This window comes from Rhodococcus sp. USK13 (assembly GCF_018343855.1).
Taxonomy (GTDB): Bacteria; Actinomycetota; Actinomycetes; order Mycobacteriales; family Mycobacteriaceae; genus Rhodococcus_F; species Rhodococcus_F oxybenzonivorans.
In genome coordinates, this window is record NZ_CP069242.1 from 5,674,305 (window position 1) to 5,699,459 (window position 25,155).

The window sequence follows — 25,155 nt, forward strand, 5'->3', positions numbered from 1 at the left end:
GACCGAGCAGGAAATCGACATCGAAATCGCCGAAGAACTGGCGGCCTCCAAGTAGCTCCCTCAGTACGATCCGACGCGGATCGCGACTGTCCCATCAGTTGACCCTGCGAGCCGAGTTTCCCAGTGTCGTCGAGCAGGCGTCAGTTGGCCAAGCGGTGATATTTGCGCATCTGGGTGTCGAAGATCCGGACTGGCGCGAAGCGGCGCAACATGCTGACACGTGAGGCCAGCGGTCCGCTGGTATAACGCTGCTTCGGCTTCGAATCCGTCGCCGCCGCTACGACCGAGCGTGCGACGGTGGCCGGGGTGTCGCCGCCTTCGACCGATGTCGCGAGCACCTGGTCGGCGATCCGACGCTGCTTCTCATACGCCGGCAACGGTGAATCGGGCCGCGTACTGTTCGCCTCGAACCCGGTGTTCGTGCCGCCGGGCTCGACCAGCAGGACCCGTACACCGTGCTCGCGGACCTCGTGGTCCACGGACTCGGAGTAGCCCTCGACGGCATGCTTCGACGCGACGTAGGCGGCCAAGTACGGCCCCGGGATCAGCCCGTAGACCGACGAGAGGTTGATGATGCGCCCACGTCCCAGCGCTCGCATGTGCGGCAGTACCGCCCTCGTCATACGCATCACGCCGAAGACATTGATATCGAATACGCCCCGTGACTGTGCAACGGAGTTTTCCTCGGCCGCGCCCATCAAACCGATGCCAGCGTTGTTGACCAGGACGTCGATCCGCCCGAACCGTGCGATCACTTGCTCGACCAAGGCGCTGACCGATGCTTCGTCGGACACGTCCAGGTCGAAGAACGTCACACCGTCGAGCGGGGTGCTTCGCGAGGCGTCGCGGCTGGTACCGACAACCGTGAAACCCGCCTTGACCAGTGCGAGTGCCGATTCTCGCCCGATACCGGATGACGCACCCGTAACGAGGGCCACCTGCTGAGTTGACGTCGTCATTGGACTCCCTGACTTCTGAAACCGATCGGTTTACCTCCACACCCTAAACCGATCGGTTTTCAGTCGCAACCCGCGACAAGGTCGCTCGCACTCCTCGCGTCCGACCCCACGTCACACCGACACCACGTTCGCTGCCGCCACCCGCACCTGGAATTCGAGGCAGCCGACAGCTTCGCGAGCGGCAACGAGCGCCTGCACGGCCGTGTCTCCGAGAGCCCGTGCGTAGGCCACCCGCGAGTCCGACGACTCCAGGACCTCGACCCTGCTGCCCGGTCGGACCAGCAACTGCACCTCGGTCACACCGTCGACATTCCGGGCGTCATCGAGGCCGCCGACCTCCGTGAGCACTCCTGCAACCGGGGCCGCCGCGAACCAGATCGCGGAACAGCGACCGGGCCGCTCCTCGGCGAGAACCGCCCGGATTCCCGGAAGAACCTTCTCCCCCACCGTCTGCCGCACGACACAGTCGGCGAGGTCCACGCCGGTGGCGTCGAAGGCGAGAGCTGGAATCTCGTCGCCTCCCATTCGCACATGGGTCTCGATCACCTTCGGACCCTGAGATCCGAGAACGATCTCGGTGTGCGTGGCCCCGAACTCCACTCCGAGTGCGTCGAGCAGCCGTCCCACATAGGTGTGCACCTGTTCTTCCTCGGCCGCCGAAAGTTCGGCCGGTGCCACGTGACCGAGTTCGACGAAGGTGGCCGGGTCGGAGAATTTGCGCGTAATGGCAACGACCTGGTGTTCACTGCTTTCCGAGAACGCCTCGACACTGAATTGCGGTCCCTCATGGAATTGCTCTACCAGCACGCCGCTGTTCGGAAGGCCGTCGAAGCTGCCTCCCGCTCGCATGAACGCCGCCGCGAGCGCGGCCTCCTCCCGAACCACGGCCACCCCGGCGCTGCCCGCGCCGCAGACCGGTTTCACGACACAGGGCAGGCCGTGCTTCGCCACGAACGTGTGCAGTGCGTCCACGTCGGCGACGACGGCGAAGGGTGTGGAGTCGATGCCCGAGTCCCGAAGCTGCTCGCGCATGGCGTCTTTGTCGTGGATCAACGCGACAGTGCGCCGCGAGTGGGTAGACAGTCCTAGCGCCTCGCCGATCGCGGCGCAGCGGTCCTGATCGCGTTCACCGAACGTCGCGATGCGGGTGAACGGATGCCGGGCGTGCGCCGCCCTGGCCAGTGCTATCCATTCCTCGTCCGGGGCATCGTGCCGCACGGCGATCACCCGGGCGTGCTCGGTCAGTTGCCGGAGCTTGGCAACGAAGTCGAGCCGGCAGATCACGGAGGTCTGCGTGCCGGGGAGGGCGCTGCGGACCCGGCTGGGAAGGTCGCGGCCGCTGCCGACGACCAGAACATGTTCGCTCATGTTTCACCGTGCTTTCTGGAGTGGGGACGCCGGTAGCTGCTCGTCCGAGAGAGTTTGTGCGCGTGCACGTTCGGCGTGGCAACGACGCGCCGCCGTCCGCGAGACCAAGGCAGCGGCACCGAACGTGCCTGCCAGGACGGGCCAGGCGATCAACCCGGCCGGTAACAGGACGACGACGAGGAGGGTGGGGCCGACCACCTTCTGGCCGGTCATTCCGAGACTGAACGCGCCGAGATAGCGGGCGACGGCAGGCTGCGGCGACAGTTCCGCCGACAACTCCCACGCCGCCACCGAGTGGACGTTCTCGGCAACGGACAGCACCACGACCGCGAGCAGAACGGCGACCACCGCGGTCGGGGTCGCGGCCAGGTGCCCCAGAGCGAGCAACCCACAGCAGATCGCCATCAGGGCTCCGGTCGCGATCAGAAGTCGAGTGGCCGCGGCCGTGCCGCGGGCGAATCGGGCCACATACACCTGCAGCACCACGGTCAGAACGGTGTTGACGGCCATGAACACCGGCACCCAGGCAAGCGGCACCGCGGTGTACTCGAGAATCCAGATCGGCAGCAGAACGATCAGCACCGTGTCGTACAGCGCCAGCACGCCGTTCCCGACGGTGAACACCATGAACCACCGGTCGCGCAGTGGTGAGCGCACCGCGGCCGCGGCCGGATCCTCGTCGGCGCGAGAAGGTCTGCGCTCCACCACCGTTCCCGTCCGGTGTAGGACGCGTTGCACGGCCACCGCGACGGCGAGAAAGGAGATTCCGTTGCCCACGAACAGCGCCGTGAAGGCCGCCTGTGCGCCCGTCGCGAAGACGATGCCCGCCAGAAGGAACCCGACGGTGAGTCCCACATTTCGGATAGCGCGGATGGTGGCCATCGTCCGGGTGCGGTCGTGACCGCCGATCACGGCTGTGATTACGGCTTGCTGGATCGGACTGCTCGACCGGTCGGCGGCGGTGAGCACCACGGTGAGCAGTAGGTAGGCAGTGAAGTCGGAGACAAGCGCAAAGCAGCCGTAGCCGAAGCCGCGCACCACCAGCAAGGCGACGTAGAACCTCGCCGGACCCACCCGGTCGGCAAGCCGGCCCAGGGGCACCGGGGCGAGCAAAGCGAGCGCACCCGCCATGGTGGTCGCAAGGGCGATCTGATTGGCGCTGAGGCCGACGACGCCGATGAAGTACAGGGCGAAGGACGCGAAGAACATGCCGGTACCGAGCGAGTCGATCCCGGCACCGACGGCCAGCGTGCGACCCGCGGGACTGCTGGGAAGCAGCACACCACCGAGTCGCCGTAGGTCCGGGTTCACGGGAGGATTCCTCGGGTCGCGAACGCTCGGACGAGATCCGCCGAACGGTGCACGTGGGTGGCGGTGGCGGCCTCGGGCGCAGGGCCGCGCACATGATTCCAGGCATACCGGCGTGCCGCGTTGACGAGTAGTTCGACTGTCGGAGCGGGCAATACGGTCGATTTGGCCTGCGCGATCAGAGCCGCGGCGATCAGTAGCCGGCTCATCCGGTCCACCAGCACCCATCCCGCGGCAGCGACGGTCGCGGGACCTGCCCCGACCCATTCGTGGCGTGTGGTGGCCACGACGGCGAGGCCGTCGTTCACCATCTGCCAGGCGGCGAGCAACCGTCCTTCGGGCGCCGATCCGAGCAGCTCGCGGGTCCGGTCGGTGACGGCGTCGAAATGCGCGGCCACCGTGAGCAGTTCCAGTGCGTGGACGGTGAGCACCCAGCAGTCGGTCCTCGCACCGGTGGGCCCGCCGGCGGAAGCGACATCCGCGGCGAGCGAGTAGGCGACGGCGCGCCGTGCCGCGCGGCGTGCCCGACCGTGGGACGCCTCCGGCAGCGCGTGCCATGCCCGCGCACCCAGCACGGTCACCACCCGGTCGGCGACCTCCTCCCGTCGAGCGACAGCGGTGGGTGCGTCGTCGGATTGATTTGTCCCGCTGACGAACTCGGCGACCAAGCCTTCCAGGATCCCGAGGCCACCACCGGCCCAGGCGTCGATGACCTGATCATTGGTCGAGAGCAGGGAACGTGTGTTCATGCGAACTCCAGCCAGTGTCGGTAGGCGGGCACACGCCCACGGACCACGTCATGGAAGACGTCGCGCAGCTGCTTGGTGATCGGACCGCAACCACCTGCGGCGAGCGGGCGGTCGTCGACCGATGCCACCGGGACGATCTCGGCCGCAGTGCCGGTGAGGAACGCTTCGTCGGCGACGTAAAGTTCGCTGCGGGTCAGGCTCTGTTCCTTCACAGTGAGCCCCAGATCCCGGCCGAGGGTGATCACGGTGTCCCTGGTGAGCCCGGGCAGGATGTTGTCGCTGACCGGCGGCGTGATCAGTACGTCGTCGCGGACGGCGAAGATGTTCGCTGCGGACGCCTCGGCCACGTGACCGGTGGCGGTGAGCATCAGCGCGTCGTCGTAACCGGCGCGCAGCGCGCCCACCTTGGCCAGTGCCGAATTGACGTAGGCTCCGGTCGCTTTGGCGAGCGGTGGAACGGCGTGGATGCCGTTGCGCTGCCAACTGCTGACCATCAGGCGACAGCCGTCCTGTTCCGCGGACTCACCGAGGTAGGAACCCCAGGGCCAGGCCGCGATCGCCACCTGGGTGCTGTCCAACGCCGGAGCGACGCCCATCGAGCCGTAACCGAGGTAGACGATCGGGCGCAGATAGCCGGAGTCCAGGCCGGTGCGGCGCAGCAACTCGAGGGAGGCCTCGGTGAGCTCGTCCACCGACCACCCCGGGTCCATCAAATACACCCGGGCCGAGTCGTGGAGCCGTCGTAGGTGATCGCGAAGCCGGAACACCGCGGGGCCGCTCTCCGTGTCATAGGCACGGATGCCCTCGTAGACGCCCCATCCGTAGTGCAGGCTCGGCGTCAGCACGTGGACCTGGGCCTCGTCCCACGCGACGAACTCGCCGTCCATCCATACAGTGCTGGTCGGGGTCAGTTTCATCGTTCCACTTTCGGTTCGGTGGGGGCAGTGAGATGTCGGGAGGTGACCGGCGCCGCGGGCGCACCGACCAGTTCGAGCCGGCGTTCGATGCTCTGTGATTGCAGCGCCAGGGTCTCGGAAAAGATGTCGGAGCCCGCTCCGCGGAAGGCGAACCAGCCCCAGCGGGGGCGTAGTTGGCACCCGCGGGCATGTTTGGCCTCGTAGGCGGCCATGCCGTAATGGACGTGACGGATGCCGTGCTCTACAGCCCACCTCGACGTCTCGTGGTACGTCAGCGTGAGATAGCAACCGCGAGCATCGGCAGCGAATCCCGCGGTCCGCGCGAACAGCGTGTCCCGGGTGCGTAGATACAGCACGAAACCCACCAGCCGATCCGCGCGTTCGGCGCGCAGCACTACACACGTGTCACCCAATTCCTCTCGGACGGAATCGAAGTCGCGGCGAACCCGATCCTCGCCGCCGGGCAGCCCGTACTTGGCCCGGTGTGCGACCTGGAGGGCGATCACCTCGTCGTCGAGTGCCTCCGGCCCACACCGGACCGCTGTGCGCAGGCCCGCCCGCTCGTAGTCCGCGACCTCCTTGCGGAGCCGCACACGCCGGCGCTTACTCAGCCCCGCCACGTACTCCGCCCAGCTGTCACCGGCCAGGTCCTGCACTCCCTCAGCGCCCAGCAGTGTTGCCGTGTATCCGGCACGGGAGGCGCAGTGGTCCACGGCCTCAGCGTCCGACTCGCCGACGTACAGCAATGCCACACTGCGGCAGCCAAGCTCGTCGCCGGCCTGCTGAAGCAGCTCGGGCAGGACGGCCATGACTGCCTGGCGCTCGTCGTGCGAGCGGCCGGGAGTGTGCGCCACCCCGTGGTGGTTCCCGAACGTAGCGAGCGCGAGCGACGGATACTGAGCCTCGCGCGCGCCGGGCAGCGCGGCGCTGAGCTCGGCCCAGCGCTGCCGATCAGTCTCGTCGAGCAGCTCCGGTTCGGCCAATGCACCCGGGGTTCCCACCAGCCTGGGCGGATCGTAGAAGAGCAGGCCACCGGGCTGTGCGGTGAACAGCAGCGGAGCCAGGGCGACGGTCTGTCCGTCCTCCCGCACCTCGAGATAACGAACGTCGTGCAGGTCGGTGCGTTCGACGAACCGGCACCACCGCGCGTCCTCCCAGATGATGTCCGGCTCGGCGATGCCCGCGAAGTCCAGAGCGCTCGGGCGGGCGCCGGGGGGAAGAAGCTGGGCGGTGAGGCCGCCGGTGAGGGTGCTGCTGCCGGTCATGCTGCGTTCTCCGTTTCGTCGCGGTCCCAGTCGAATTCGGCGGCAACACGGTCGGCGGTGGCGATGAGCCGGCGCCCGAGAGCGGTGAAGTCCGAGTCGGTGACCACCCAGAACGCGAGGAAGTCCGCCGACTTACGCCCGCTGTATCGGCTGGCGCTCCAGTGGTCCCCGACATGGGTGTTCACCGTGAAGTCGTGGACACCGGGCGGTGCGTCGGGGATTCGCCGCACCCGGCCCTGCCGGGGTGGCACGCCGTAGAAGGCGGCGTGTGGTGCCGTTGTCACGTGTCGGCGTACCGCGTCCACGTCGACGGGAAGGCCGCATTCCACGCGTGCCCACAGGTGCCGCGGGTCGATTCCCAGGATGTGCCGCAACATGATCGGAATCGGGCCGCCACCGATTCGGGCAGCCACCTCGCACAGCACGATGTCGCCGCTGCCGGTGACGAAGAACTCGGCGTGCACACAGATCGTGGGAGGCGAGGCGAGTGCATCGACGAGTCGCCAGGTCTCCTTCACCAGGCGCGCATGGAGAGGGTCTGCGGTATCGACGGACCGCGAGCCGAACGGGGCGTCGGTCCAGTGTTCGAGGCAGCCCTGGCCGGTGTAGCGGGAGGCGACCGCCGCCACCGGGTGCCCGGCCACCCGGAATGCGTCTACATGGTGCACCGCGCCGTCGACGAACTCTTCGACCTCGTACGGCGTTGCCGCGAGGTCGTCGGCGAGGCCGTCCGCCTGTGTGGGCGAATCGATGACATACACGCCGGACGATCCGGATCCACTGCGCGGCTTGACCACCACACGTCCCGGGTGGTCCGCCATGAAGTCGGTGATGTCGGCCGGGGTGCACACCGACGCGAAGGACGGCACGAGCAGTCCTGCCGCGCGGGCTAGTTCCTTCATCAGAATTTTGTCGCGGTAGGCGGCCGCCGTGCCGGTGTCGAGCCCGGGCAGACCGAGGTCGCCGCGCAGCACCGCGGCCCGCTCGACGTCGACCTCGGCCAAGGCGAGCACGGCGGTCGGGCGGTGCCAGCGCGCGAGAGCGCGGGCCGCACGCAGCACCGCGGCATCGTCGCTGTAGTCGGCGACCGGTATGACCTCGGCGAATCCCTCGGCCGGTTCCGCTCCCGCGGCGCAGACCGCGACCATCCGTCCACGCTCCTCGGGGAGCCATCCGGCGAACGGCAGCCCCGCAGCGCGTGGGCTGATCAGCACGAGAATCATCGGACCATCTCCTTCTCCGGGTCGGCGGCGACGTTCCCGGCCAGGTCGGCCAGCACTTCCGCGGTTCGTGCGTCCAGCGGTATGCCCCGCTCGGACCGTTCTCGTTGGTGGGCGCGCTGAGGATCGCCGGGCGCCACCACGGGGGCGTCCGTGGCCGGCGTCGCCGCGCGGACGGTATCCAGAAGGTCGACCAGTCCGGCGGTGAAACTGGTCTGCCCGCTGAAGGCACCGGGGTCCAGGGCAAGGACGAAGTGACCGACGCCGCGACTGCGGCCCGGTGTTCCGTCGCCGACCTGCGCGAGCCGCCAATCCGGCGGCGATCCGGTCAGCACGGCCCCGAGGAGGGTGACCGCCATCGCGAGGCCCTGCCCCTTGTACCCGCCGAGCGGCGACAGCGCGTACGCCTCTTCGGGCACCTCGGTCGGACGGCCGCAGAGGTCGGTCGCCCAGCCGCTGTTCAGTGGGCGTCCCTCGGCCCGGCGCTGCTTCACCTCACCGAAGCACACCTGGCTGGTGGCCATGTCGAGCGCGAACTCGTCGTCTTCGACGCCGGCGGCCACGCTGATCGGGTCGGTGCCGAACAGCGGCTCGACCCCGCCGAACGGCGCCACCCGCGAGGCTGCGGAGGTCACCGCGATGCCGACCAGCCCGTGCCGGGCCAGGTGCCGGGTGTACACCGACGCCGCACCGAAGTGGTTGGAATTGCGCACCCCCACCGCCGCGACACCGAATTCCCGGGCTCGCTCCGCGGCCAGCCGGGCGGCGGCCAATCCGGCGAGTACGCCCAGCGCACCGTCCGCATCCAGCAGGAGGCCCGCCCCGCGGTCCGAGACCACGGTCGGCGTGGCCGTTGCCTTCGCGACACCGGTCGCGAGCTCGTCGAGATACTGCGGAAGCAGCCGCAGACCGTGAGTGTCGATGCCGCGCAGGGAGGTATCGACCAGGGCGTCGGCGACCTGCTCGGCGTTACCTGCCGGGACACCGGCCTCGAGAAACGCCCGCGCGGCGAGGGTGCGCGCCTGCTGCTCGGGCCATCGAGTGGGGTTGATCATGAAGCACTCCAATACATGAAGACGTGGGGGCCGATGCCCGGGATGTCGTATTCGGGTCCGAGAACGCGGAAGCCCTGTGCGAGATAGAAGCCCGCGGCGGTGGTGCGCGCGTTGCACCACAGCGCGTCGGCGCCGGACAGCACCGCGTTGGTGCGCACGGTGCGGAGCAGCGCGCTGCCCGCGCCGGTGCCGCGGACCTCCTCGAGAGTGGCCATGCCGCGCAGGCGCCGGCCGCGGCCGGCGGCCAGTCCCGGCACGGTGTACTCGGGGTCCTCGTCGTAGAGGGAGGCCACCCCGACCACGCGCCCCGCGTCGAGGGCGGCGAAATGCCGGGCGCCGCTGGCAGAGTCCTCGGGATAGGCGCAGGTCGTCACCGGTTGCCCGGGCCGCAGCACTCGGTGGCGGACCGGTCGTACCACTTCGGCGCTCACCGGCCGAACGCGCCAGCCGTGGGCGGTGGGGTCGGGCAGGTAACCGGACCCGGGCCGATCCGGGAGACTGACACGGCCGGAACCGTCGAGCGAGACCCCGAAGCCGGTGTTCACGGCCAGCAGGTCGACGGCGTCGACGTCGAGGTAGTCGGCCAGTCCGCCCAGGTGGGCGGTGGCCGACACCCCGGCCACCGACTCGGGCATGCAACCGAGCATGGTGAGCAGACCGTGCTCGCGGGCCCGGCGCAGCAACACCAGGGAGGGGGTGATCCCCCCGGCTTTCATCGGTTTGACGTTGATGCCGTCGAACGCCTCGGCGCACGCGGCGAAATCCTGCATCGAGGTGATGCTCTCGTCGGCGATCACCGGGATCGGGCTGTGCTGCTTCAGGGTTCGCGTGTCCCACCACGCCGACCGCGGAAACGGCTGCTCGATCAACTGCACGCCGAGGTCCTGCAGGGCGGGCAGCACCGGTAGCAGTCGGGACAGGGTCCAGCCGCAGTTGCCGTCCACATAGAACGGCGCACTCGTGTGGCGGCGGAGTTCCTCGAGCACGGTGAGATCACCCGGATCGGCGAGCTTGACCTTGTACGCCGCCCATCCGGGCCGTTCACACAGTTTGTGGACCATCATCTCGGTCTCGTCGAGCCCGATGCTGAAGCTCGAGCGCAATTCCTGCGGAGAGTCCAGAGCGAGGGCCCGCCACAGCGGCACGCCGAGCAGTCGGGCCCGCAGGTCGTGCACCGCGGTATCGACGGCGGCCAGGACGAACGGCGACTCGGGCAGCGCCGCGAACAGCCTGCGCCACACGGCAAACGGGTCGTCGGGGCCGAGGTCGGCCAGCAGCGGGGCGATCCGGCGCAGATCCGCGTGGAGCTGGTCCACCCCGGAGTTGTAGTGGGCGGTCATGAAAGCGGAAGCCTCACCGAATCCGGTGACACCGTCCTGTTCGACCTCGACTACGAGGGCACGCTGAACCGGGATCGCTTCCCTGGCCGAACGCCACACGTGCCTCTGCGTCAGGCTGATCTCATGCGCAGTGACCCTCACGAGTGTCCCCCGAAGAATGCGCGGTCGCGCGGGCCGTACGGGCGTAGTTCGTCCCACCACTGCGCCTGCTCGTCGAATGCGGCGAAGAACGGCCTGCCGACCATCTCCGGGTTGCGGGCCTGCAGGTAACGCAGCGCGAAGGCGCGTCCGCCGTCCAGCTCGACGACGCCGTCGATCACGACCTTTCCTGGTGACGCCGACATCACCGGTCCGCGTGCGGTCCGGCCGAGACCGGAGACTTGTTGCAGCGCTTCACGATAGATGTCGTAGGCCCGGGCCAGCGGCAGACCGTAGTAGGGCCGGGCGCCGGTGTCCCGTTCGACGAACATGTAGTACGGCACCACGTTGTGACGCACCTGCGCCTGCCACAGGTCTGCCCACACACGCGGGTCGTCGTTGACGTGACGCACCACCGGGGCCTGGGCGCGCAGCACCGCTCCCGTCGACGCCAATCGAGCGAGCGCCGCCTTGGCCGCATCGGTCTGCAGCTCCGCGACGTGGGACAGGTGCAGCATCACCGCGACGTGTTTGCCCGCTGCGGTCAGCCGCTCGAGTAACCGCAGCACGCTGTCCGCTTCGGGTCCGGCCAGCAGGCGGTAGGGCCAGAACGACACGGCCTTCGTCCCGATCCGGACCGTGTCGACGTGTGCACGTTCGGGTTCGAGGAGGGGCTCGAGGTAGGAGGCCAGCAGATCGGTCCGCATCACCAGCGGGTCACCGCCGGTCAACAGGACGTCGGTGATCATCGGGTGCCGATCGAGGTACCGGGTCATCGCCTCCGGCCCGGATACGGCCATCCTGAGGTCGGGCTGGTCCACGAATTGGGCCCAGCGGAAGCAGTAGCCGCAGTAGCTGTGGCAGGTCTGTCCCTGGCGGGGAAATACCAGCAGTGTCTCGGCATATTTATGTTGCATCCCCGAGCCGTCGATGTCGTCGTGCTGGGGAACGTTCATGCTCATCTGGTCGCCGGGGTGTGGGTTGAGGGCGCCGCGAACCGTGTCGGCCGCCTTGCGGATTCCGGCCCGGTCGCCCTGCACCACTGCCTGCTCGATCACCGCGAAGTGTTCGGCTTCGAGCATGTCGCGGTGCGGAAAGGTCAGGCGGTAGATCGGGTCGTCGGGTGCGCGATCCCAATCGATCAGTTCGTCCACCACGTAGCTGCTGACCTTGAACGGCAGTACCTGGGACACCACGTGTGCCTCATGTGCGAGGACCGGGTCGCCGGTGCGTTCGACGACGAGCTTGCGTAGCCGGTCGCCGCTGATCGACCGGGGGTTGAGGGCCGTGTGGGTATCGAGGGCGAGTGTCATGTGTTGGTCACCGCCAGACCCCAGTCGAAGTCGACTTCCCCGAGGACATCCATGTCCGACATCAGCGAGTGGAGGCCGCTGTAGTCGCGCACGAGCCGCGCCCCCGAACTCTCGGAGCGAACGTCGGCGACCATCTGTTCCCAGCCCGGCACCCGCTCGATCCGCAAGATTCTCTCCCAGGTGGAGTAGTCGGTGGCCACGAACGCCTCCAGCCCGGCCACGAGCATGTCGAGGAAGAAGCGGCGCTTCTCGGCGTCCAGCACGTCGTACACGAGCTTCGCCATCTCGTCGGAGATCGACGCATGGCAGTACTCGTCCCGGTTGTGCAGTTGCGCGGTGGTGGAATTGACCACCTGGATGTCCCGATCGCCGGCAAGAAGATCGAGGTACGCGTTGATCGAAATCTCGGAGACGGTGGCAAACGCCAAGGTGGTGAGGCTGCGCTGCCAGCGCTCCGCAGCCTCGTCCCGCAACCGACTGTGCATGCGGGAGGTATGCGACTCGGGAAGCGCGCTGTCCGGGAACAGGGACCCCCGTTTGCGTCTCGTCAGCGCGCTCGCATTGATGTGCATCAGGGAGTGGTACTGCTCGTCGACCATGGCCTGGGCGAGCGCGATCTCCAGATCCGGGCCGCCGAGTCCGGGAAATTCACCGTCCATCACCAGAGCAAAGGCTGGGTTGGCGACACGTTGCTCGGCCAGCACCGTATGCCGGTTATAGGCGATCCACGCCCAGCTCAGCAGCCGCGACCGCATCGCGTCGGGCATCGCCTGCCACGTCGGGTGCGCCCGGAACGGCACGAGTTTCTCCGGATAGTCCGCCCGGCCGGCAACGAACAGCTCGTCGAGGTCGGGCTCGTCGCGCTTCACCGTCGACCGCCGGTGCCAGTTCCCCGCAAGGCGGCGGATGATGGCGTTCTCGGTTTCGTCGGCGGGGTCGAAGGCCGGCAGTCCCGGAAAGTGAACCAGCCCATCGGCATCGGAACGTTGCAGTTGAAGGTCGTCGATGGTCATGCGCGGCTCCGGTCGCCGGCCCAGAAACGAGTGAGGTGACGGGTGCGGTCGGCGTACTCCGACCGCGCGTGCAACATGCGCTGGTTGTCCCAGATGAGCAGCGCGTTCTCCGGGATCAGCACACGCGTGCGCAGCGTGTGGAACAGGTCGCTCACGCGGTGCGCCAACCGGCGGCCGGCCTGACCGAGCGGCAGCAGGGAGTCGTCGATGTCGGCGTCGCGGTGGGGATCGTAGTCGGCGGCGGTGAGCAGGTTGTAGCTGAACCGCAGAACGGTGCGCCCGGTGGCGTCCGAGCCCAGCATGGTGGTGCGCACTCCGCCCTCCGGGCCCGGAAAGACCAGTTCGGCGTCGGTCATCAGCGCGAGCTCGGCCGGTTCGAGGGCCTCGACCAAGTGCCGTACGTCGAGGAGGTCGGTATGCCCTCCCCCGCAGCGCGCCTGGCGGTGACAGAACAACGCGAGATAGGCGGGACTCGGATCCCACCCGGGAGCCTCGGTATGCGCCAGAATCGTGTTCGCGCTCTGCGAGTACGCCCGGTGATCGTTTCCCGGCCGGTAGGTCACGTCATGCGTGAGATGACCGTTGTACTGCGGTACCAAATTTCCAAGGGAGCGAACCACTTCGGCAGCTGCGGCACGATCGGCCACGTCGCGGACGAGGACGTAGCCGTCCTCCTCCAGCGTCCTTCCCTCGAGGCGGTCCACTCCTGCTTCTGAGCTTTCCGCCACGGAAACGACACGGCAATAGGGCGACATCTGTTCCTCCATTTCGAAACCCCACCGGGATGTGAAATCCGTGATGCCGACCGTCGGAGATCGGGATCGTTCGGAATCGGTTTCGTCAAGGATGCGGTCGCCACGCCGCGCACACCACCCACCCTAGGGGAGCCGAAATGCCACCCGGTGACAGTTCACGACACCGTCACTCGACTGCCGAGGCCGGTCCGAAATTCGGGCGCCCGGCGTAGCGTCACCTCCACGATCTCGGACGGAGGAGTGCTCATGTCAGGTGACGTGTCGTTTTTCGAGTTGGGTGTGGCCGACGCCGAACAGGGCCGAAAGTTCTATTCGGCCCTGTTCGGCTGGCAGTTCGAACCCGGTCCCGGCGGGTCCGGATACGCAATCAACACGCCCAATGTTCCGGGCGGTATCCACGGCGGCGACCCGGGTGCGGGCCCGTACGTGTTCTTCCGGGTAGCCGACCTCGACGCCGCCAAGCAGAAGGTCCTGGCCCTCGGAGGGACGGTCGATGCGGTCGACCTCGGAGAAGAGCCCGAGTCGGTGGCACGGTTCGGACGATTCACGCTCTGCCACGACGACCAGGGATCCGCGTTCGGCCTACACCAACCTCCAGCCGGCGCATGACGTCGCCGCCCCGGCCTGGAAGCTGCCGGGGCGCGTCGGGACCGAGCCGAGGTTACGGTTCGTTCGGGGAGTCGCCGCCGCCCTCGTCACCGCTGTAGGTGGCGGGCTGCGGGATGCCGTCGTCGGGGCCGTCGCACCAGTTGTCGTATTGGTTGTACGGGTCGGCACCCCAGGCCGGAACGTTGTTCTCGTACGGTTCTGCCCAGTCGTCGCAACCGGCAGGGCCGTACTGCGGAACTCCAGGCGGCAACGGCTGCACCACATCCGGTGCTCGGACCGGAACCACAGCCGAGTCGAGAGCGTCGCCCCACGCAACGCCGGTAGTTCCCACACCGAGCGCAGCCGCACACACCGCGACCGCGGCCAATCTGATGCCGACCTTCATGATGCCTCCATAGGTAGGTGACTCTGCCCATGGGCGATACCCAAAGAATCGGCAAACAATCCTTTACGGCGAAAATTTCCTGGAATTGCTGTCAGGGCCTGCTGCGCATGAACATCTCGGTGACCATCGTGAGCATCGGCTTGCCGTCCCCGTTGACGATCTCGGCGGCGGCAGTCACCAGGCCGCGCCCGCGGTCGTCCAGCACGACATTGTCGATCAGCATGGACCCGGTGAGGACCTCCCCCGGTCGGACCGGGCGGAGAAAGTTGACGTTCCGGAAGCATTTGCCGGCGATGACACTCCAGTCGTTGTAGAGACTGGTCACGGTCAGCCGCTGGCAGATGGCGATCGTGTGCACACCGCTGGCGATCAACCCGCCGAAATATCCGCCCTCTGCAGATTCGCGATCGATGTGAAAAGATTGCGGATCCCATTGACCGGCGAATTCCACCAGCTCCTGCTCGGTCACCGTGTACGAGCCCAGCTCGAACCTGTCACCCACCGCGAGGTCGTCTGCGTAGACGACACCGTTTCTGCTGCCCACTTCATACCGTCCGATCACTCCCGCGAACCCCCGTCGAGCACAGGGGCCGCACTCGAGGATAGGACCGGGCGAATGCGGCGATAACGGTGCCCTTCCACCGGCGGTCGGGGCCGGCCTCAGCTCTCTTCGTACCGCGGCCACCCCGGATACGGAGCAAGCGTCGGGTAGGGGGTGTCGTGTGGGAGGTTCGCCTTCTGCGGTCGCACATCCCTCGCATCCGGCATCCGCGAGTCGCACTCGGCATAAGCGTTCTGATCGCGCGCGCCTTTCACATGCTCGGCAAGTGTCCAACCCTCGAACACGTTGATGGTGGGCGCGCGCTCCGGTCCGGAGGACTTTGCCGGCGTCGCAGACACGTCATTCGGTGCGATCAGTTCGACGGTCTCCGCATTCACGTACTTCGACCCGATGTTGTAGAACTTCCCATCCTGACCCACTTCCATCACCGAGTAGTCGCCCGTGCAGATTGTGGCGAACCAACCACGGTCCGTCTTCATCATCCACATCAGGTGTTGGAACTGGGTGCCGACGTACCGCCGTTCGGTCGGGTCTGCCGGGTGGTCGAAGTCGGCTCGTTTGCGCCGGGGAACCGCCTCGGCGAATCCGGGATACGCGGCCGAGAGAGAATTGCTGTTGATCGAGAGGTAATAGGACTCCACATACGCGCGAACAACCGTCGCCTGCCGGTTGTGCAGATCGATACCCGGATCTGCCGACCAGCGATAGTTATAAGCGGCATTGTCGGGCACCGAGTACCTCGAGACCGTCTCGACCGCTGATGGCTCCGACCCACTCGATCCGCACCCTGCTGCCAGCACGGATGTCGTGACCGCTACGACGGTCAAACGTCTCTTCACTGGCCGTACGTCGCATTCTGAACGTATTCACGCCCTGCGTTCAGTTGGTCTATGAACTCACCCAATCCCGTGTATCCCGATTCGACGATGTAACTGGAAAGGTTCGCACCGAGAACCGGGAGATTCGAATCGGGGCGGTCGCCCGCGATCTCGTTGTATGACAGCAAGGGGCCGTTCTCCCCGTCGCGGAATCTGTCCAGACCCTCGTAGGGATCAAGCACTCCACCATTCGCCGACTGAATCCCCAGGGCAATTTGGTAGTACTGCTTCGCGAGATGCGACTCATCGGAGAATTGAGTGTTCTGCTGCGCAGTATTCTCGGGCACCGCGCCCATCACCGCGCTTTTGAATGCCGGATCCGCAAGATCGATCCCACTCGATAGCAGGGGGCCGGCACCAGGAATGAACTCGACGCCTTTACTCACAACTGTTCTGATGGTGTCGTAGGCAACGCCTTTGTTCTCGAACCCGGACGAAGTACTTGACGCTTCGTCCCCAGATCGGTCGTCGAACTCGAGGTCGAATCCTTTATCTACAACGCCCTGAATGCTTCCTGCCCACCATCCGTATTGATCGTGCGAGATATGAGGAGCAGGTGAATCCAACGCCCACGCTTGCTCGAGCTGAGCCGACATTCCGAACGCCTGCGCGTTGAAGTAGCTTGCCGCATCAGCATTGGAGTCGATCACCGAAAAGAGGCGGGGCGCGTTCTCGAGCCCGAATTCTCCACCGGTCGAGCTAGTGAAACCCGAAGTGCCCGCGAAGTCGCCGGGCACCCCCACCATATTGCCGATGTAGGGTGCCAGCGTTGCGCCCAACGCCTGCGTGATTTCGGGGTTCACCTCACCGATCGCCTGCCCCTTCATCCCCGGGATATCGAGTAGCTCGGCGTCTTTCGCGGCGAGGATCTGTGCGAGCCCGAATGCGGTCTCGCCGGCCTGTCGCGACCGGAATATTTCGCCGGGATCGGACGGATCGGAGGGCCTGGCGTCGTCGGCGATCCAGTCGAACATCCCGGCAACCTTCTGCTCCCCGCCGTCAACCCAATCACGTTGCAGCAAAGGCAGGATCACGTCGTCGCGGTTGTAGTCGGCCGACATTCCTTCGCCAGAAAGGATGTTGTGGACCGCGACATGATCGCGACCACCGACGCCGACCATGTCCTGTAGGAGGGTGTCCACGCTGTCGCGGCCAAGCGTGTTGTGGTCGAACGAGTCCCCGATCAAGAGACCCTTGTCGTTGGTGGCCGAGGCGATCTCGCCGGCACGGGAGAGGAGGCTCTCGCTCAGCTCACTGCCCTGCTGGACGCCCGGGTCCGCGAGACCGAAGGCTTTGGTGAAGCGTGCCAGGTCGTCGCCGTTGTTGACGACCACAGACGGTTGCGGGGCGTCGTGCGCGCCCTTCGTGAGGTTGCCGGTCGACGTCACCGGGCCCTCGAACAGCCCTCGAAGGCTCTCCGGGATGTGGCTCCGACCACCGACGTCTCCACCGGCACTGCCGACGTTGTAGTTCGACACCACGGCGAGACCGTTGGATAGGGCGCTGGCGGCCTCGGTGCGTCCGTTCTCGCTGTACTGCTCGGACAGGGCGAGGAAGCCGTCCTTGCCGGCCGCCGTATAAAACTGCTGCAGGAAGTCGATCGTTCCCTGTGGAAGATCGGTGACCTTGCCGCCGTCGGCCAGCGTCTTCACTTGTTCGGGAGTGAGCCGTGCGGCCGCGATTTCCCGGGCAACACGGTCACGGACGTCCTGCGGAATGTCGGAGCCGGCCCGCGCGACCTGCTCGCCCAGCCCGGTGCCCTCGTGCCCCGACAGGCCCGCGGACGCCGGGGCACTCGCCGCCACGGCGCCGAGCGCGTCCCGGATCGCCGTCGCCATGTCCCGATCGGCGGTGTCGAGTTCCGTCAGCGCTCCACTGAGTTGGCTGCGCCAGTATTCCATCAGGTCGGCATGTTCAGCGGCCTCGGCCTCGCTCATCGTCGTCGGCGGGCTGACGATCTGCCAGTCGTCGGAGACGGTGAATCCGTCGGTTGCCGCCTTGTCGATCACGGTGGCGACATAGTCCCGCGCATGGCCGAGGCGATCGGCCCCACCGACGAGTGCGTTCGACAGATCCTCCAGATCGTCGGCGAGCCTTCGGATTTCCGTGCGTTCACTGTTCGCTCGCTGCTCGGCAGCCGCCTGCGCCGGACCGCACCAGTCGTCGTTCCGGCCCAGATCCGCGACAGCACGCTGGACGTCGTCCGCCCGGGTACGCGTGTCTTCGGCGGTCCGTCCGATTTCCTCGCCCGCCAGTGTGAGATCCCGCGGATTCCAGACATGCAGTTGCGACCTACGCGGAATCACATCTCCCCCATCGCCGACAACTGCGACGCGAACGACGTGTCGGTGACCTCGTAATTCTCGGCCCCGTCACCCGCGATGAACGCCATCTCGTCAATGCGACTGGCCGCGACTCCCAGCGCGGACGCGAGGATGTCGCCGGCGTCCCGGCACGCCGCAGCTGTGTCGGACCCCTCGACGGCCCGAACCGCATGCTCGAAGCTACGGCGGCCACCCAACGCCTCGACCTCACGCGCAATGACGCCGAGCGCGGTGGACATCGCACACAGCATGTCGGGGTCGACCTTGACAACCGCAACGTCCGGTCCGCCGAGTATCGCCGGCAACCCTGGGATGGTGTCCAGCGGAAGCTGCGTCGCACCGGTCCCGTCCAACGACGCAATGACACTGTCCGGCCACGTCATATCGCCCTCTGACAACGAATTCTCCCCCTGATATCCGCATCGAGGTCCTCCCCCGGACCCGGGTCACCGACATGCTCGGCGACCGTGCAAAGAATAGCGGACGTCTCCACACGAACGTGTGACCGCGGTTCCGCATCCGGAGTTCCGCAACTGACTAGGACGTCCACGCGTACCGGAAGCGTTGCGCGACCTCGTCGACCGGTTTCGCCCGGTATTCGGCGTGCTCGTAACCCCTGACCGCCACGAGCGCTCCCATGATCAGCGGCCCGAACAGGTCGCGCGCGAGCGCCGACGACTCGAATGCTCCGAGCATGTCGGACGACAGGGTCGGGAGAAGATCGACGGCGTGGGTGCCGGACAAGTCCGCGGGGTCGACCGACACCTCCGCCGGGAGCGTAAGCCCGCCGGTGATGCCGTCGTGGGCGGCACCGAGAATGGCGGCGCTACTCAAATACGGGTTCGCAGACGGATCGATAGGTTTGATTTCCAGGTTCGCGCCGTGCGGATTCCCAGCAGTGTCCGCGCAGAGGCGGACCGCTGCCTCGCGGTTCTCCAGGCCCCAGCAGCGGAACACCCCCGACCACATGCCTGGGCGCAAACGCAGGTGCGACAACACCGATCCGGCGAGGACGGCCGTGAACTCGGGTAGCGCCCGCAGAATCCCAGCGACCGCGGCGCCACCTGCGGGAGTCAGCCCGTGCGCGCCCAGCCCTCCCGACAGGATCGGCAGGCCGCGCCCGGTGAACGACACGTGCTGATGGGCACCGTTACCCGCCCCACCTGCGGCGGGCATGGGCGAGAACGACGCCCGGAGTCCCTGAACGCGCGCGACCCGGCTGATCAGGGCGCGGGCCAGCACCGCATTGTCGGCCGCCTCGACGGGATCCGCAGGGGCGAGCGACACCTCGAATTGATTCAGCCCGGCCTCGGCGTGGAGCTGTTCGATCGGCAGCTCCGCGCTCGCGGCCGCCGCCAGCAGCCGTTCAAAGAATTCTTCCTGCGCGAGAACGGCATTGAGACCATACGCGGACCATTCTTCGGTGCTCGCCGCGTCGAAGAGCGTGAACTCGATCTCGTGGCCGGTTCGTGCGCTCAGGCCCGATTCCGCCAGCCGCGTCGTCACCCGCCGCAGCGCGCCCCGGGTGCACGCCTGCGACGGTGTTCCGTCCTGCTCGCACAGATCCGCCGGAGCCCAGTACGTGCCGTTGCCGAGGTCCCGGACCTCGTCGGGGTCGATGCGGAGCCGAAGGTCGCCGGTCACGGAGAAGGCGGGCGTGAACGCGAGATGGTCGTCGACGCAAAACACACTCCAGCTCGATGACGCCCCCGCCCCCGCTTCGGCGAAGGCCGACAACCGTGAACGCGGAAACACCTTGGCCCGCGAGACACCTGCCATGTCGACGATCGATCCGACAACGCGGTCCGAGGGTGCGTTATTCCCGCCTCCGGTTGCCATCATGCACTCATCGTGGCGGCCGTGCGGGACAGGAAACCGAGGACGCACTGTATCGCTTGGCGTTGGGCCCGCGCCTGCCCGATGCCGCCTCCACCGAGGGCGATGCCACCGGTCCACTGGGCACCCGACGGAAACATCCCCCACCGAACCAGGTGACCGGCGCCGGGAAAGCACCGGTGCTCGTCGTGTCGTTCCGCGCGCCGCGCCAGAAGGGCGGTGGCCATGTCGGCCGACGGCCAGAGCTCGTCGTCCTCACCGGTCAGGCACAGGAGCGGCGCTGCGACACGCTCGGAGTGCAGTGTCGAATTCGCCGGTGCGGCGGCGAGACCGGCACGGTAGGCCGTCCCGAGCCGAAGCAGGCTGGGCCGCCGCGCGGCGATGTCGCGGTGGGCGTGCCACGCGTTCCGGATGAGCTGCGGCATCAGGGTCCCGCCCGGGAGCGGCGCCCACGGGACTGCCCGTCCGCGACGCGTCCACGACGGCGTTTCGGGAATTTCTCCTTCGGGTCCGATGGCTTGCCACGACACCGAACTCGGGCTCGTCAGTACGAGACCATTCACGTCGATCAATCCGTCGCAGGCGGCGGCGAGCAGTCCTTCCGCACCGCGGGACGTACCGACGGCGGTTACGCGATCGCCGTCCACCTGTGCGAGTGTCCGCAGGAACGTGACCGCAGTCGCGAACCGTTCGAGCGGGATGTCGACCAGGGTCGGCTCCGTGCCCGACTCGTCGACCCACGAATACGCCAGCGCGGCCCAGCCGTGTGAAGCGAGCATCTTCAAGTTGGAGCGCTGCGAGTCGACGCCACCCTCGGAGCCGCCGAAACACACGACGCCGGGCCACCCCGCGGCGGGCGCGTCGCCGGCGGGTAAGGCGAGGAGCGCGGGGCGGCCGTCGACCTCCCGTTCGGTGACCGTGACGCCCGGGGCGGCAGCGCGGCGAATCACGGTCCGCCGCACCCTTCCCTGCGCAGACGTGACGTCGACCGTGACGTTCCATGGACCGGCCGGGGGCACGAACAGGTCGGGTACGCGATCGTCCGACACGAACCGCATCGCCCACAGCGGGGCGTCGCTGTCTGCCACATCCCAGTCGCCGCGCACCGGTGCCCGCGAGGCGACGTCGACGGTTCCGTCGGCAGGGACAACGAACATTGCCTCCGAACGCCACTGCGAGCCGAAGAGATCCGTTCCTGTGGTCCGGACAGTGAGCGCGGCACCCGGCTCCGCTCCGTGCACGACGACCGCGAAGGGTTGATCGTGACGGGAATCCTCGACGACATCGAGGACCAGGCTCCCCTCCGCCAGGTCCTCGGGCGGCGACGGTTGCGCTACCACCGTCGGCTCCATCGAGGACTGCTCCGCGAGAAACTGCGACGTCTTGTCGAACCACCCGGGAAATATCGCTGACAGCAACCCGGCCACACCCATCAGCGTGTAGGGCAGAACCCAGTAGCAGACGATTGACAGGGTGTCCCCGTCATCGCGCATGGTTGCGTCACCATCGACGATCGGCGGTATCAGCGACACCAGCGTCATTGCACCGAATGCGGCCACCCACATCCAGGTCATCGCCGTGGTGACGTACCGGAAGCCGCCGCCGGCAGCTGTCGCTGCGTCGACGCTTCCTACCGCATATTCGCGGACGAACGGCCGGCCCACCAGTACGCCGACCGCGGCGATCGCGAAGAGTCCGCAGTTGCTCAGCGGCTGCAACCATCGCGCCAGAACGGCGTCGTCGACTAGGAGGGCGGCAATCAGCAGCAGCGCGAAAACGGCAACGGTGCCCACTTCGAGAGTGCGCCACGGTTGACGGCGCGCCCGTTGCATCACCTGCCCGGCCAGTGCGATACCGAACGCGACGGCGACTGCAGTAACGAACCCCGTGTTGCCCACGAGAATCCAGTAGACGATCCACGGCGCAAATCCGATGACGAATCCCAATGCACTGCCCCACTGCCCGGCATTCCCGGAGCTACGACGGCCGACTGGCACCTATTGTCGGGCCTGCGACGTGTTCGGGGACTCGATTTCAGGAAGCGAGCAGTTGATGCGCCCGCAGGCCGACATAAAGTTCGGCGGCGTCGATGGGATCCGAGAAGTTCCGCCCAGTGAGGCTGTGGATCCTGCGCAACCGGTACAGCACGGTGTTGCGGTGGTAGTGCAGCTGCGCGGCGGCCGCAGTGGTGGAGCCGTGGCAGGAAAACCACACGTCGAGTGTGGAGAGCAGACTGTCCTGCTCCTCCGGCGGCAGTGCCAGCACCGGTCCGAGAATCTGGCCCGCCGCGAGCTTGCTCGCTTCCGGCGCACTGACCAGCAGCAGCGAGACGGGCACGGACTCGTATCGCGTGACCGTGCAACCACCAAGTCCTGCGCACCGGCGGGCGACACGTGCCTGCTCGACGGCGCCGCTCGTCCCGGCCGGCCGGGTGAATGTGGAGCTGACCCCGACCCGGGCGTCGGCGCGGCCGAGAAATGCCAGCGCTGCCTCGACGAAGTCGGCGGTGGACGCCCACAGCAACCCGATTCGGCCGTCGACCTCCGTGTCCCACACGGACTCGACTCCCACGCCGCGCAGTTCGGCCTCCAGCAGATCCGCCGAAGACGGTGACGCCGCCGATTCGACCGACACGACCACGAAGGTGCTGTGCTCGGGAATGCGAAACGTGCGCAGCGCATCGGCAGCTCCCGCCGGGTTCACCGAGTGCTCCCCGAAGAGTGTTCTCACGAGTCGGCCGCGCGACTCGGCGTCCTCCCGGGCACGGAGATCAGCGGTCTCGCGGTAGGACTCCGCGGCACTGTCGGAGTACACATCCACCAGCGCCCACACCTGCGCCGCCATCTCGAGCAGCGCGTTGGTGGCCCGGCCCTCCGAGCGGTCCATCAGCTCATCCCAGATCAGTCGCCCACCGAGGCGGAATGCGTGGAGCAGGGCGGCGAGCGGCACACCCTGTTCGGCCTTCAGCTGGCCGGCTGCCCGCGCCGCCTCCAGACGGATCGGCGCGATGCCGGCGAGATTGCCGAGCATCGCCGTCAGGTTGTCGAGGCAGGCCCCGTACAACTGCTCGGGGGTGAGCAGAGTCGCCTCGATGTAGCCGTGCTCGGCAGACAGGATTCTCTCGGTGAGGGTCTGGGACAGCTCGTTCACCGATTCGAGCATGTCACCTAGTAGATCGGTGGGCGACGGCGCGATGTCCGGACTGGCAACCATTCGGCAAGACTATCGACCGGCCGTCCGTACCGCCACACCCTTGTTGTGCGACGGCATAGGGACAAAGTGGACATTTGACAGCCGCCGCCTATGGCGCTGCAGCCGGGGATGCGACGAGAATCACAAATCTACGCCCACAGCCGTTCAGCGTCTGTGGCGATGTTCTCCATGTAGTCGACCCGAGCGGAGATGTCCACAGTGAGCACTTCAAACCCCGAGGCCACTCCCCCACCCTCCGGCGCGGCCGAGCACGCGGCCGTCGACGCAGCCCTCGCCGACCTCGCCGAAGGCGAGAAGAACTGGGCTGACCTGTCCCTGTCCGAACGCCGGAAGCTTCTCGACAAAGTCCACGACCTCACCGTGCAGCACGCCGCGGACTGGGTGGACGCTGCTGTCGGGATCAAGGGCCTCGACCCGAAGTCGCCGCTGGTCGGTGAGGAATGGATGTCCGGCCCGTATTCCGTTGCGACCGCCACGGCCGCACTCTCCGCAAGCCTCGCAAAACTCGAGGCGGGCGGCAGCCCCCTCGACGGCGCCACCTTCGGCACGGCGCCCGGCAACCGCACCACCGTCAAGGTTCTTCCTCTCAACATTTTCGACAAGCTGCTCCTCAGCGGATTCAGCGCCGAGGTGTGGCTGCAGCCGGGGATCGATCGTGCAACGGCACAGCGGGACGCCGGGTTGGCTCAGCGAGACCCCTCCCACACCCGGGGCATCGGTGTGGTGCTCGGCGCCGGCAACATCACCTCGATCGCCCCGCTGGACACGCTCTACGAATTGATCGCCCACAACCGCGTCGTCGCGCTCAAGCTCAACCCGATCACCGACCCGTTGCTGCCGGTCCTCACACGGGTGCTCGAGCCACTCATCTCCGTGGGCGCCGTCCGTCTCCTCACCGGTGGCGCCGACGTCGGGACCTATCTGGTGCACCATCAGCAGGTCGATCACGTCCACATGACGGGTAGCGCGCTCACCCACGATGCGATCGTCTTCGGCGCAGGCGAAGAAGGCGCGAGGCGTAAGGCCGCGAACGAGCCGATCCTCGGAAAAGAGATCTCGAGCGAACTCGGTGGCGTGTCCCCCACCATCGTGCTGCCCGGTGAATGGAGCCACGCGGACATCAAGTTCCAGGCCGAGCACATCGCCACCCAGCGGCTACACAACGGTGGCTACAACTGTGTCGCGGCACAAGCGGTCGTGGTGTCCTCGGAGTGGAAGCAGCGTAACGAGTTCCTCGCCGCTCTGCGCGACGCCCTCGATCGAGCACCGGACCGCTCCGCCTACTACCCGGGCAGCGACAACCGTGTGGCCGGAGCGGTTGCGTCGTTCCCCAAGGCCGAGCGTCTGGGCAAGAACGGTAGGCGCGTGCTGGTGACGAACCTCGATCCCGGCGAATACGAGCCACTGCTGCAGACGGAGTACTTCGCTCCGGTCCTCGGCGTGATCGACCTTCCGTACCAGGGAAACGAGTTCGCGAGGCGGGCGGCACAATTCGTGAACGACGACTTCGTCGGCACGCTCGGGGTGAACATCGTCGCGACACCGCAGACCATTCGCTCGATGGGTTCGGCGTTCGACTCCTTCGTGGAAAGCCTGCGGTACGGGACCATCGCCATCAACGCCTGGACCGGGGTGGGATACCTCACCGCTACCGCAACCTGGGGCGCCTTCCCCGGCCACACGGTGAACGACGTCCAGAGCGGAATCGGTGTGGTCCACAACGCGCTGTTGATCGACCGCCCCGAACGCACCGTGGTGCGAGGACCGTTCCGCCCGTCACCGCGATCGGTGATGAAGCGGGAGCTGTCCATTTCACCCAAACCGCCGTGGTTCGTGAACAATCGCACCGCCGCCACCACGGGGCGCCTGCTGACCGCCTTCGCCGGAGCACCGTCATGGAAGCGGCTCCCGGCCATCTTCGCGTCCGCACTGCGTGGCTGACGCACCG

The 25,155-nt window shown here is 67.2% G+C and carries 22 protein-coding genes; 2 read left to right on the plus strand and 20 right to left on the minus strand.

All coding sequences use genetic code 11. The features are described from left to right. Positions 1–140: 140 nt before the first annotated feature. The 12 genes from JQT59_RS28610 to JQT59_RS28665 all read right to left on the minus strand — a co-directional run bounded on the left by JQT59_RS28610 (position 141) and on the right by JQT59_RS28665 (position 13,400). On the minus strand, positions 141–959 hold the full coding sequence (locus tag JQT59_RS28610; RefSeq protein ID WP_213572918.1) for an oxidoreductase: 819 nt from the start codon (positions 957–959) through the stop codon (positions 141–143). Positions 960–1,070: 111 nt separating this feature from the next. Next, positions 1,071–2,327 (minus strand): ATP-grasp domain-containing protein, encoded by a 1,257-nt coding sequence (locus JQT59_RS28615; RefSeq protein ID WP_213572919.1) that lies wholly within the window; start codon positions 2,325–2,327, stop codon positions 1,071–1,073. 3 nt (positions 2,328–2,330) lie between these two features. After that, positions 2,331–3,638, minus strand: coding sequence for an MFS transporter (locus JQT59_RS28620; RefSeq protein WP_213572920.1), 1,308 nt, complete (start codon positions 3,636–3,638; stop codon positions 2,331–2,333). Next, on the minus strand, positions 3,635–4,384 hold the full coding sequence (locus tag JQT59_RS28625; protein ID WP_213572921.1) for a hypothetical protein: 750 nt from the start codon (positions 4,382–4,384) through the stop codon (positions 3,635–3,637). The genes JQT59_RS28620 and JQT59_RS28625 overlap by 4 nt, the downstream gene beginning before the upstream one ends. Next, on the minus strand, positions 4,381–5,301 hold the full coding sequence (locus JQT59_RS28630) for a branched-chain amino acid transaminase (RefSeq protein ID WP_213572922.1): 921 nt from the start codon (positions 5,299–5,301) through the stop codon (positions 4,381–4,383). The genes JQT59_RS28625 and JQT59_RS28630 overlap by 4 nt, the downstream gene beginning before the upstream one ends. Next, a complete protein-coding gene (locus JQT59_RS28635; protein WP_213572923.1) occupies positions 5,298–6,566 on the minus strand; it encodes a GNAT family N-acetyltransferase in 1,269 nt (422 codons plus the stop codon). The genes JQT59_RS28630 and JQT59_RS28635 overlap by 4 nt, the downstream gene beginning before the upstream one ends. Further along, positions 6,563–7,789 carry an ATP-grasp domain-containing protein gene (locus JQT59_RS28640; protein WP_213572924.1) on the minus strand — a complete coding sequence of 409 codons (1,227 nt, stop codon included), beginning with the start codon at positions 7,787–7,789 and terminating at the stop codon, positions 6,563–6,565. Before JQT59_RS28640 ends, JQT59_RS28635 begins: the two co-directional genes overlap by 4 nt. Continuing rightward, positions 7,786–8,841 carry an Ldh family oxidoreductase gene (locus JQT59_RS28645; RefSeq protein WP_213572925.1) on the minus strand — a complete coding sequence of 352 codons (1,056 nt, stop codon included), beginning with the start codon at positions 8,839–8,841 and terminating at the stop codon, positions 7,786–7,788. Before JQT59_RS28645 ends, JQT59_RS28640 begins: the two co-directional genes overlap by 4 nt. Then, positions 8,838–10,322, minus strand: a complete 1,485-nt coding sequence (locus tag JQT59_RS28650) for a GNAT family N-acetyltransferase (RefSeq protein WP_213572926.1) — start codon at positions 10,320–10,322, stop codon at positions 8,838–8,840. The genes JQT59_RS28645 and JQT59_RS28650 overlap by 4 nt, the downstream gene beginning before the upstream one ends. After that, positions 10,319–11,632, minus strand: a complete 1,314-nt coding sequence (locus tag JQT59_RS28655; protein ID WP_213572927.1) for a KamA family radical SAM protein — start codon at positions 11,630–11,632, stop codon at positions 10,319–10,321. Before JQT59_RS28655 ends, JQT59_RS28650 begins: the two co-directional genes overlap by 4 nt. Beyond that, positions 11,629–12,645, minus strand: a complete 1,017-nt coding sequence (locus JQT59_RS28660) for an AurF N-oxygenase family protein (RefSeq protein ID WP_213572928.1) — start codon at positions 12,643–12,645, stop codon at positions 11,629–11,631. The genes JQT59_RS28655 and JQT59_RS28660 overlap by 4 nt, the downstream gene beginning before the upstream one ends. Next, on the minus strand, positions 12,642–13,400 hold the full coding sequence (locus JQT59_RS28665; protein ID WP_213572929.1) for a TauD/TfdA family dioxygenase: 759 nt from the start codon (positions 13,398–13,400) through the stop codon (positions 12,642–12,644). Before JQT59_RS28665 ends, JQT59_RS28660 begins: the two co-directional genes overlap by 4 nt. 246 nt (positions 13,401–13,646) lie before the next feature. Between JQT59_RS28665 and JQT59_RS28670 the strand changes: the two genes are divergently transcribed. Continuing rightward, the gene (locus JQT59_RS28670; protein WP_159920866.1) at positions 13,647–14,009 is read left to right on the plus strand and encodes a VOC family protein; all 363 of its coding nucleotides are present in this window, start codon (positions 13,647–13,649) and stop codon (positions 14,007–14,009) included. Positions 14,010–14,061: 52 nt separating this feature from the next. On the opposite strand, the gene JQT59_RS28675 is transcribed toward JQT59_RS28670, so the two are convergent. The 8 genes from JQT59_RS28675 to JQT59_RS28710 all read right to left on the minus strand — a co-directional run bounded on the left by JQT59_RS28675 (position 14,062) and on the right by JQT59_RS28710 (position 23,207). After that, positions 14,062–14,394, minus strand: a complete 333-nt coding sequence (locus JQT59_RS28675) for a hypothetical protein (protein ID WP_109328291.1) — start codon at positions 14,392–14,394, stop codon at positions 14,062–14,064. Between the two features lie 91 nt (positions 14,395–14,485). Then, positions 14,486–14,956, minus strand: coding sequence for a MaoC/PaaZ C-terminal domain-containing protein (locus JQT59_RS28680; RefSeq protein ID WP_109328289.1), 471 nt, complete (start codon positions 14,954–14,956; stop codon positions 14,486–14,488). A 98-nt stretch (positions 14,957–15,054) separates the two neighbouring features. Continuing rightward, positions 15,055–15,687 carry a hypothetical protein gene (locus JQT59_RS28685; RefSeq protein ID WP_249353920.1) on the minus strand — a complete coding sequence of 211 codons (633 nt, stop codon included), beginning with the start codon at positions 15,685–15,687 and terminating at the stop codon, positions 15,055–15,057. A 104-nt stretch (positions 15,688–15,791) separates the two neighbouring features. Further along, the gene (locus JQT59_RS28690; RefSeq protein ID WP_213572930.1) at positions 15,792–18,140 is read right to left on the minus strand and encodes a WXG100 family type VII secretion target; all 2,349 of its coding nucleotides are present in this window, start codon (positions 18,138–18,140) and stop codon (positions 15,792–15,794) included. Beyond that, positions 18,137–18,541 carry a hypothetical protein gene (locus JQT59_RS28695; RefSeq protein ID WP_213578176.1) on the minus strand — a complete coding sequence of 135 codons (405 nt, stop codon included), beginning with the start codon at positions 18,539–18,541 and terminating at the stop codon, positions 18,137–18,139. The genes JQT59_RS28690 and JQT59_RS28695 overlap by 4 nt, the downstream gene beginning before the upstream one ends. A 154-nt stretch (positions 18,542–18,695) precedes the next feature. Further along, the gene (locus tag JQT59_RS28700; protein WP_213578178.1) at positions 18,696–19,997 is read right to left on the minus strand and encodes a type I glutamate--ammonia ligase; all 1,302 of its coding nucleotides are present in this window, start codon (positions 19,995–19,997) and stop codon (positions 18,696–18,698) included. Continuing rightward, positions 19,997–21,940 (minus strand): acyl-CoA thioesterase/bile acid-CoA:amino acid N-acyltransferase family protein, encoded by a 1,944-nt coding sequence (locus JQT59_RS28705; protein WP_213578180.1) that lies wholly within the window; start codon positions 21,938–21,940, stop codon positions 19,997–19,999. The genes JQT59_RS28700 and JQT59_RS28705 overlap by 1 nt, the downstream gene beginning before the upstream one ends. An 88-nt stretch (positions 21,941–22,028) precedes the next feature. Further along, positions 22,029–23,207, minus strand: a complete 1,179-nt coding sequence (locus tag JQT59_RS28710; RefSeq protein WP_213572931.1) for a PucR family transcriptional regulator — start codon at positions 23,205–23,207, stop codon at positions 22,029–22,031. A 198-nt stretch (positions 23,208–23,405) separates the two neighbouring features. On the opposite strand from JQT59_RS28710, the gene JQT59_RS28715 reads away from it, so the two are divergent. Beyond that, positions 23,406–25,148 (plus strand): aldehyde dehydrogenase family protein, encoded by a 1,743-nt coding sequence (locus tag JQT59_RS28715; RefSeq protein WP_249353926.1) that lies wholly within the window; start codon positions 23,406–23,408, stop codon positions 25,146–25,148. Positions 25,149–25,155 lie beyond the last annotated feature (7 nt).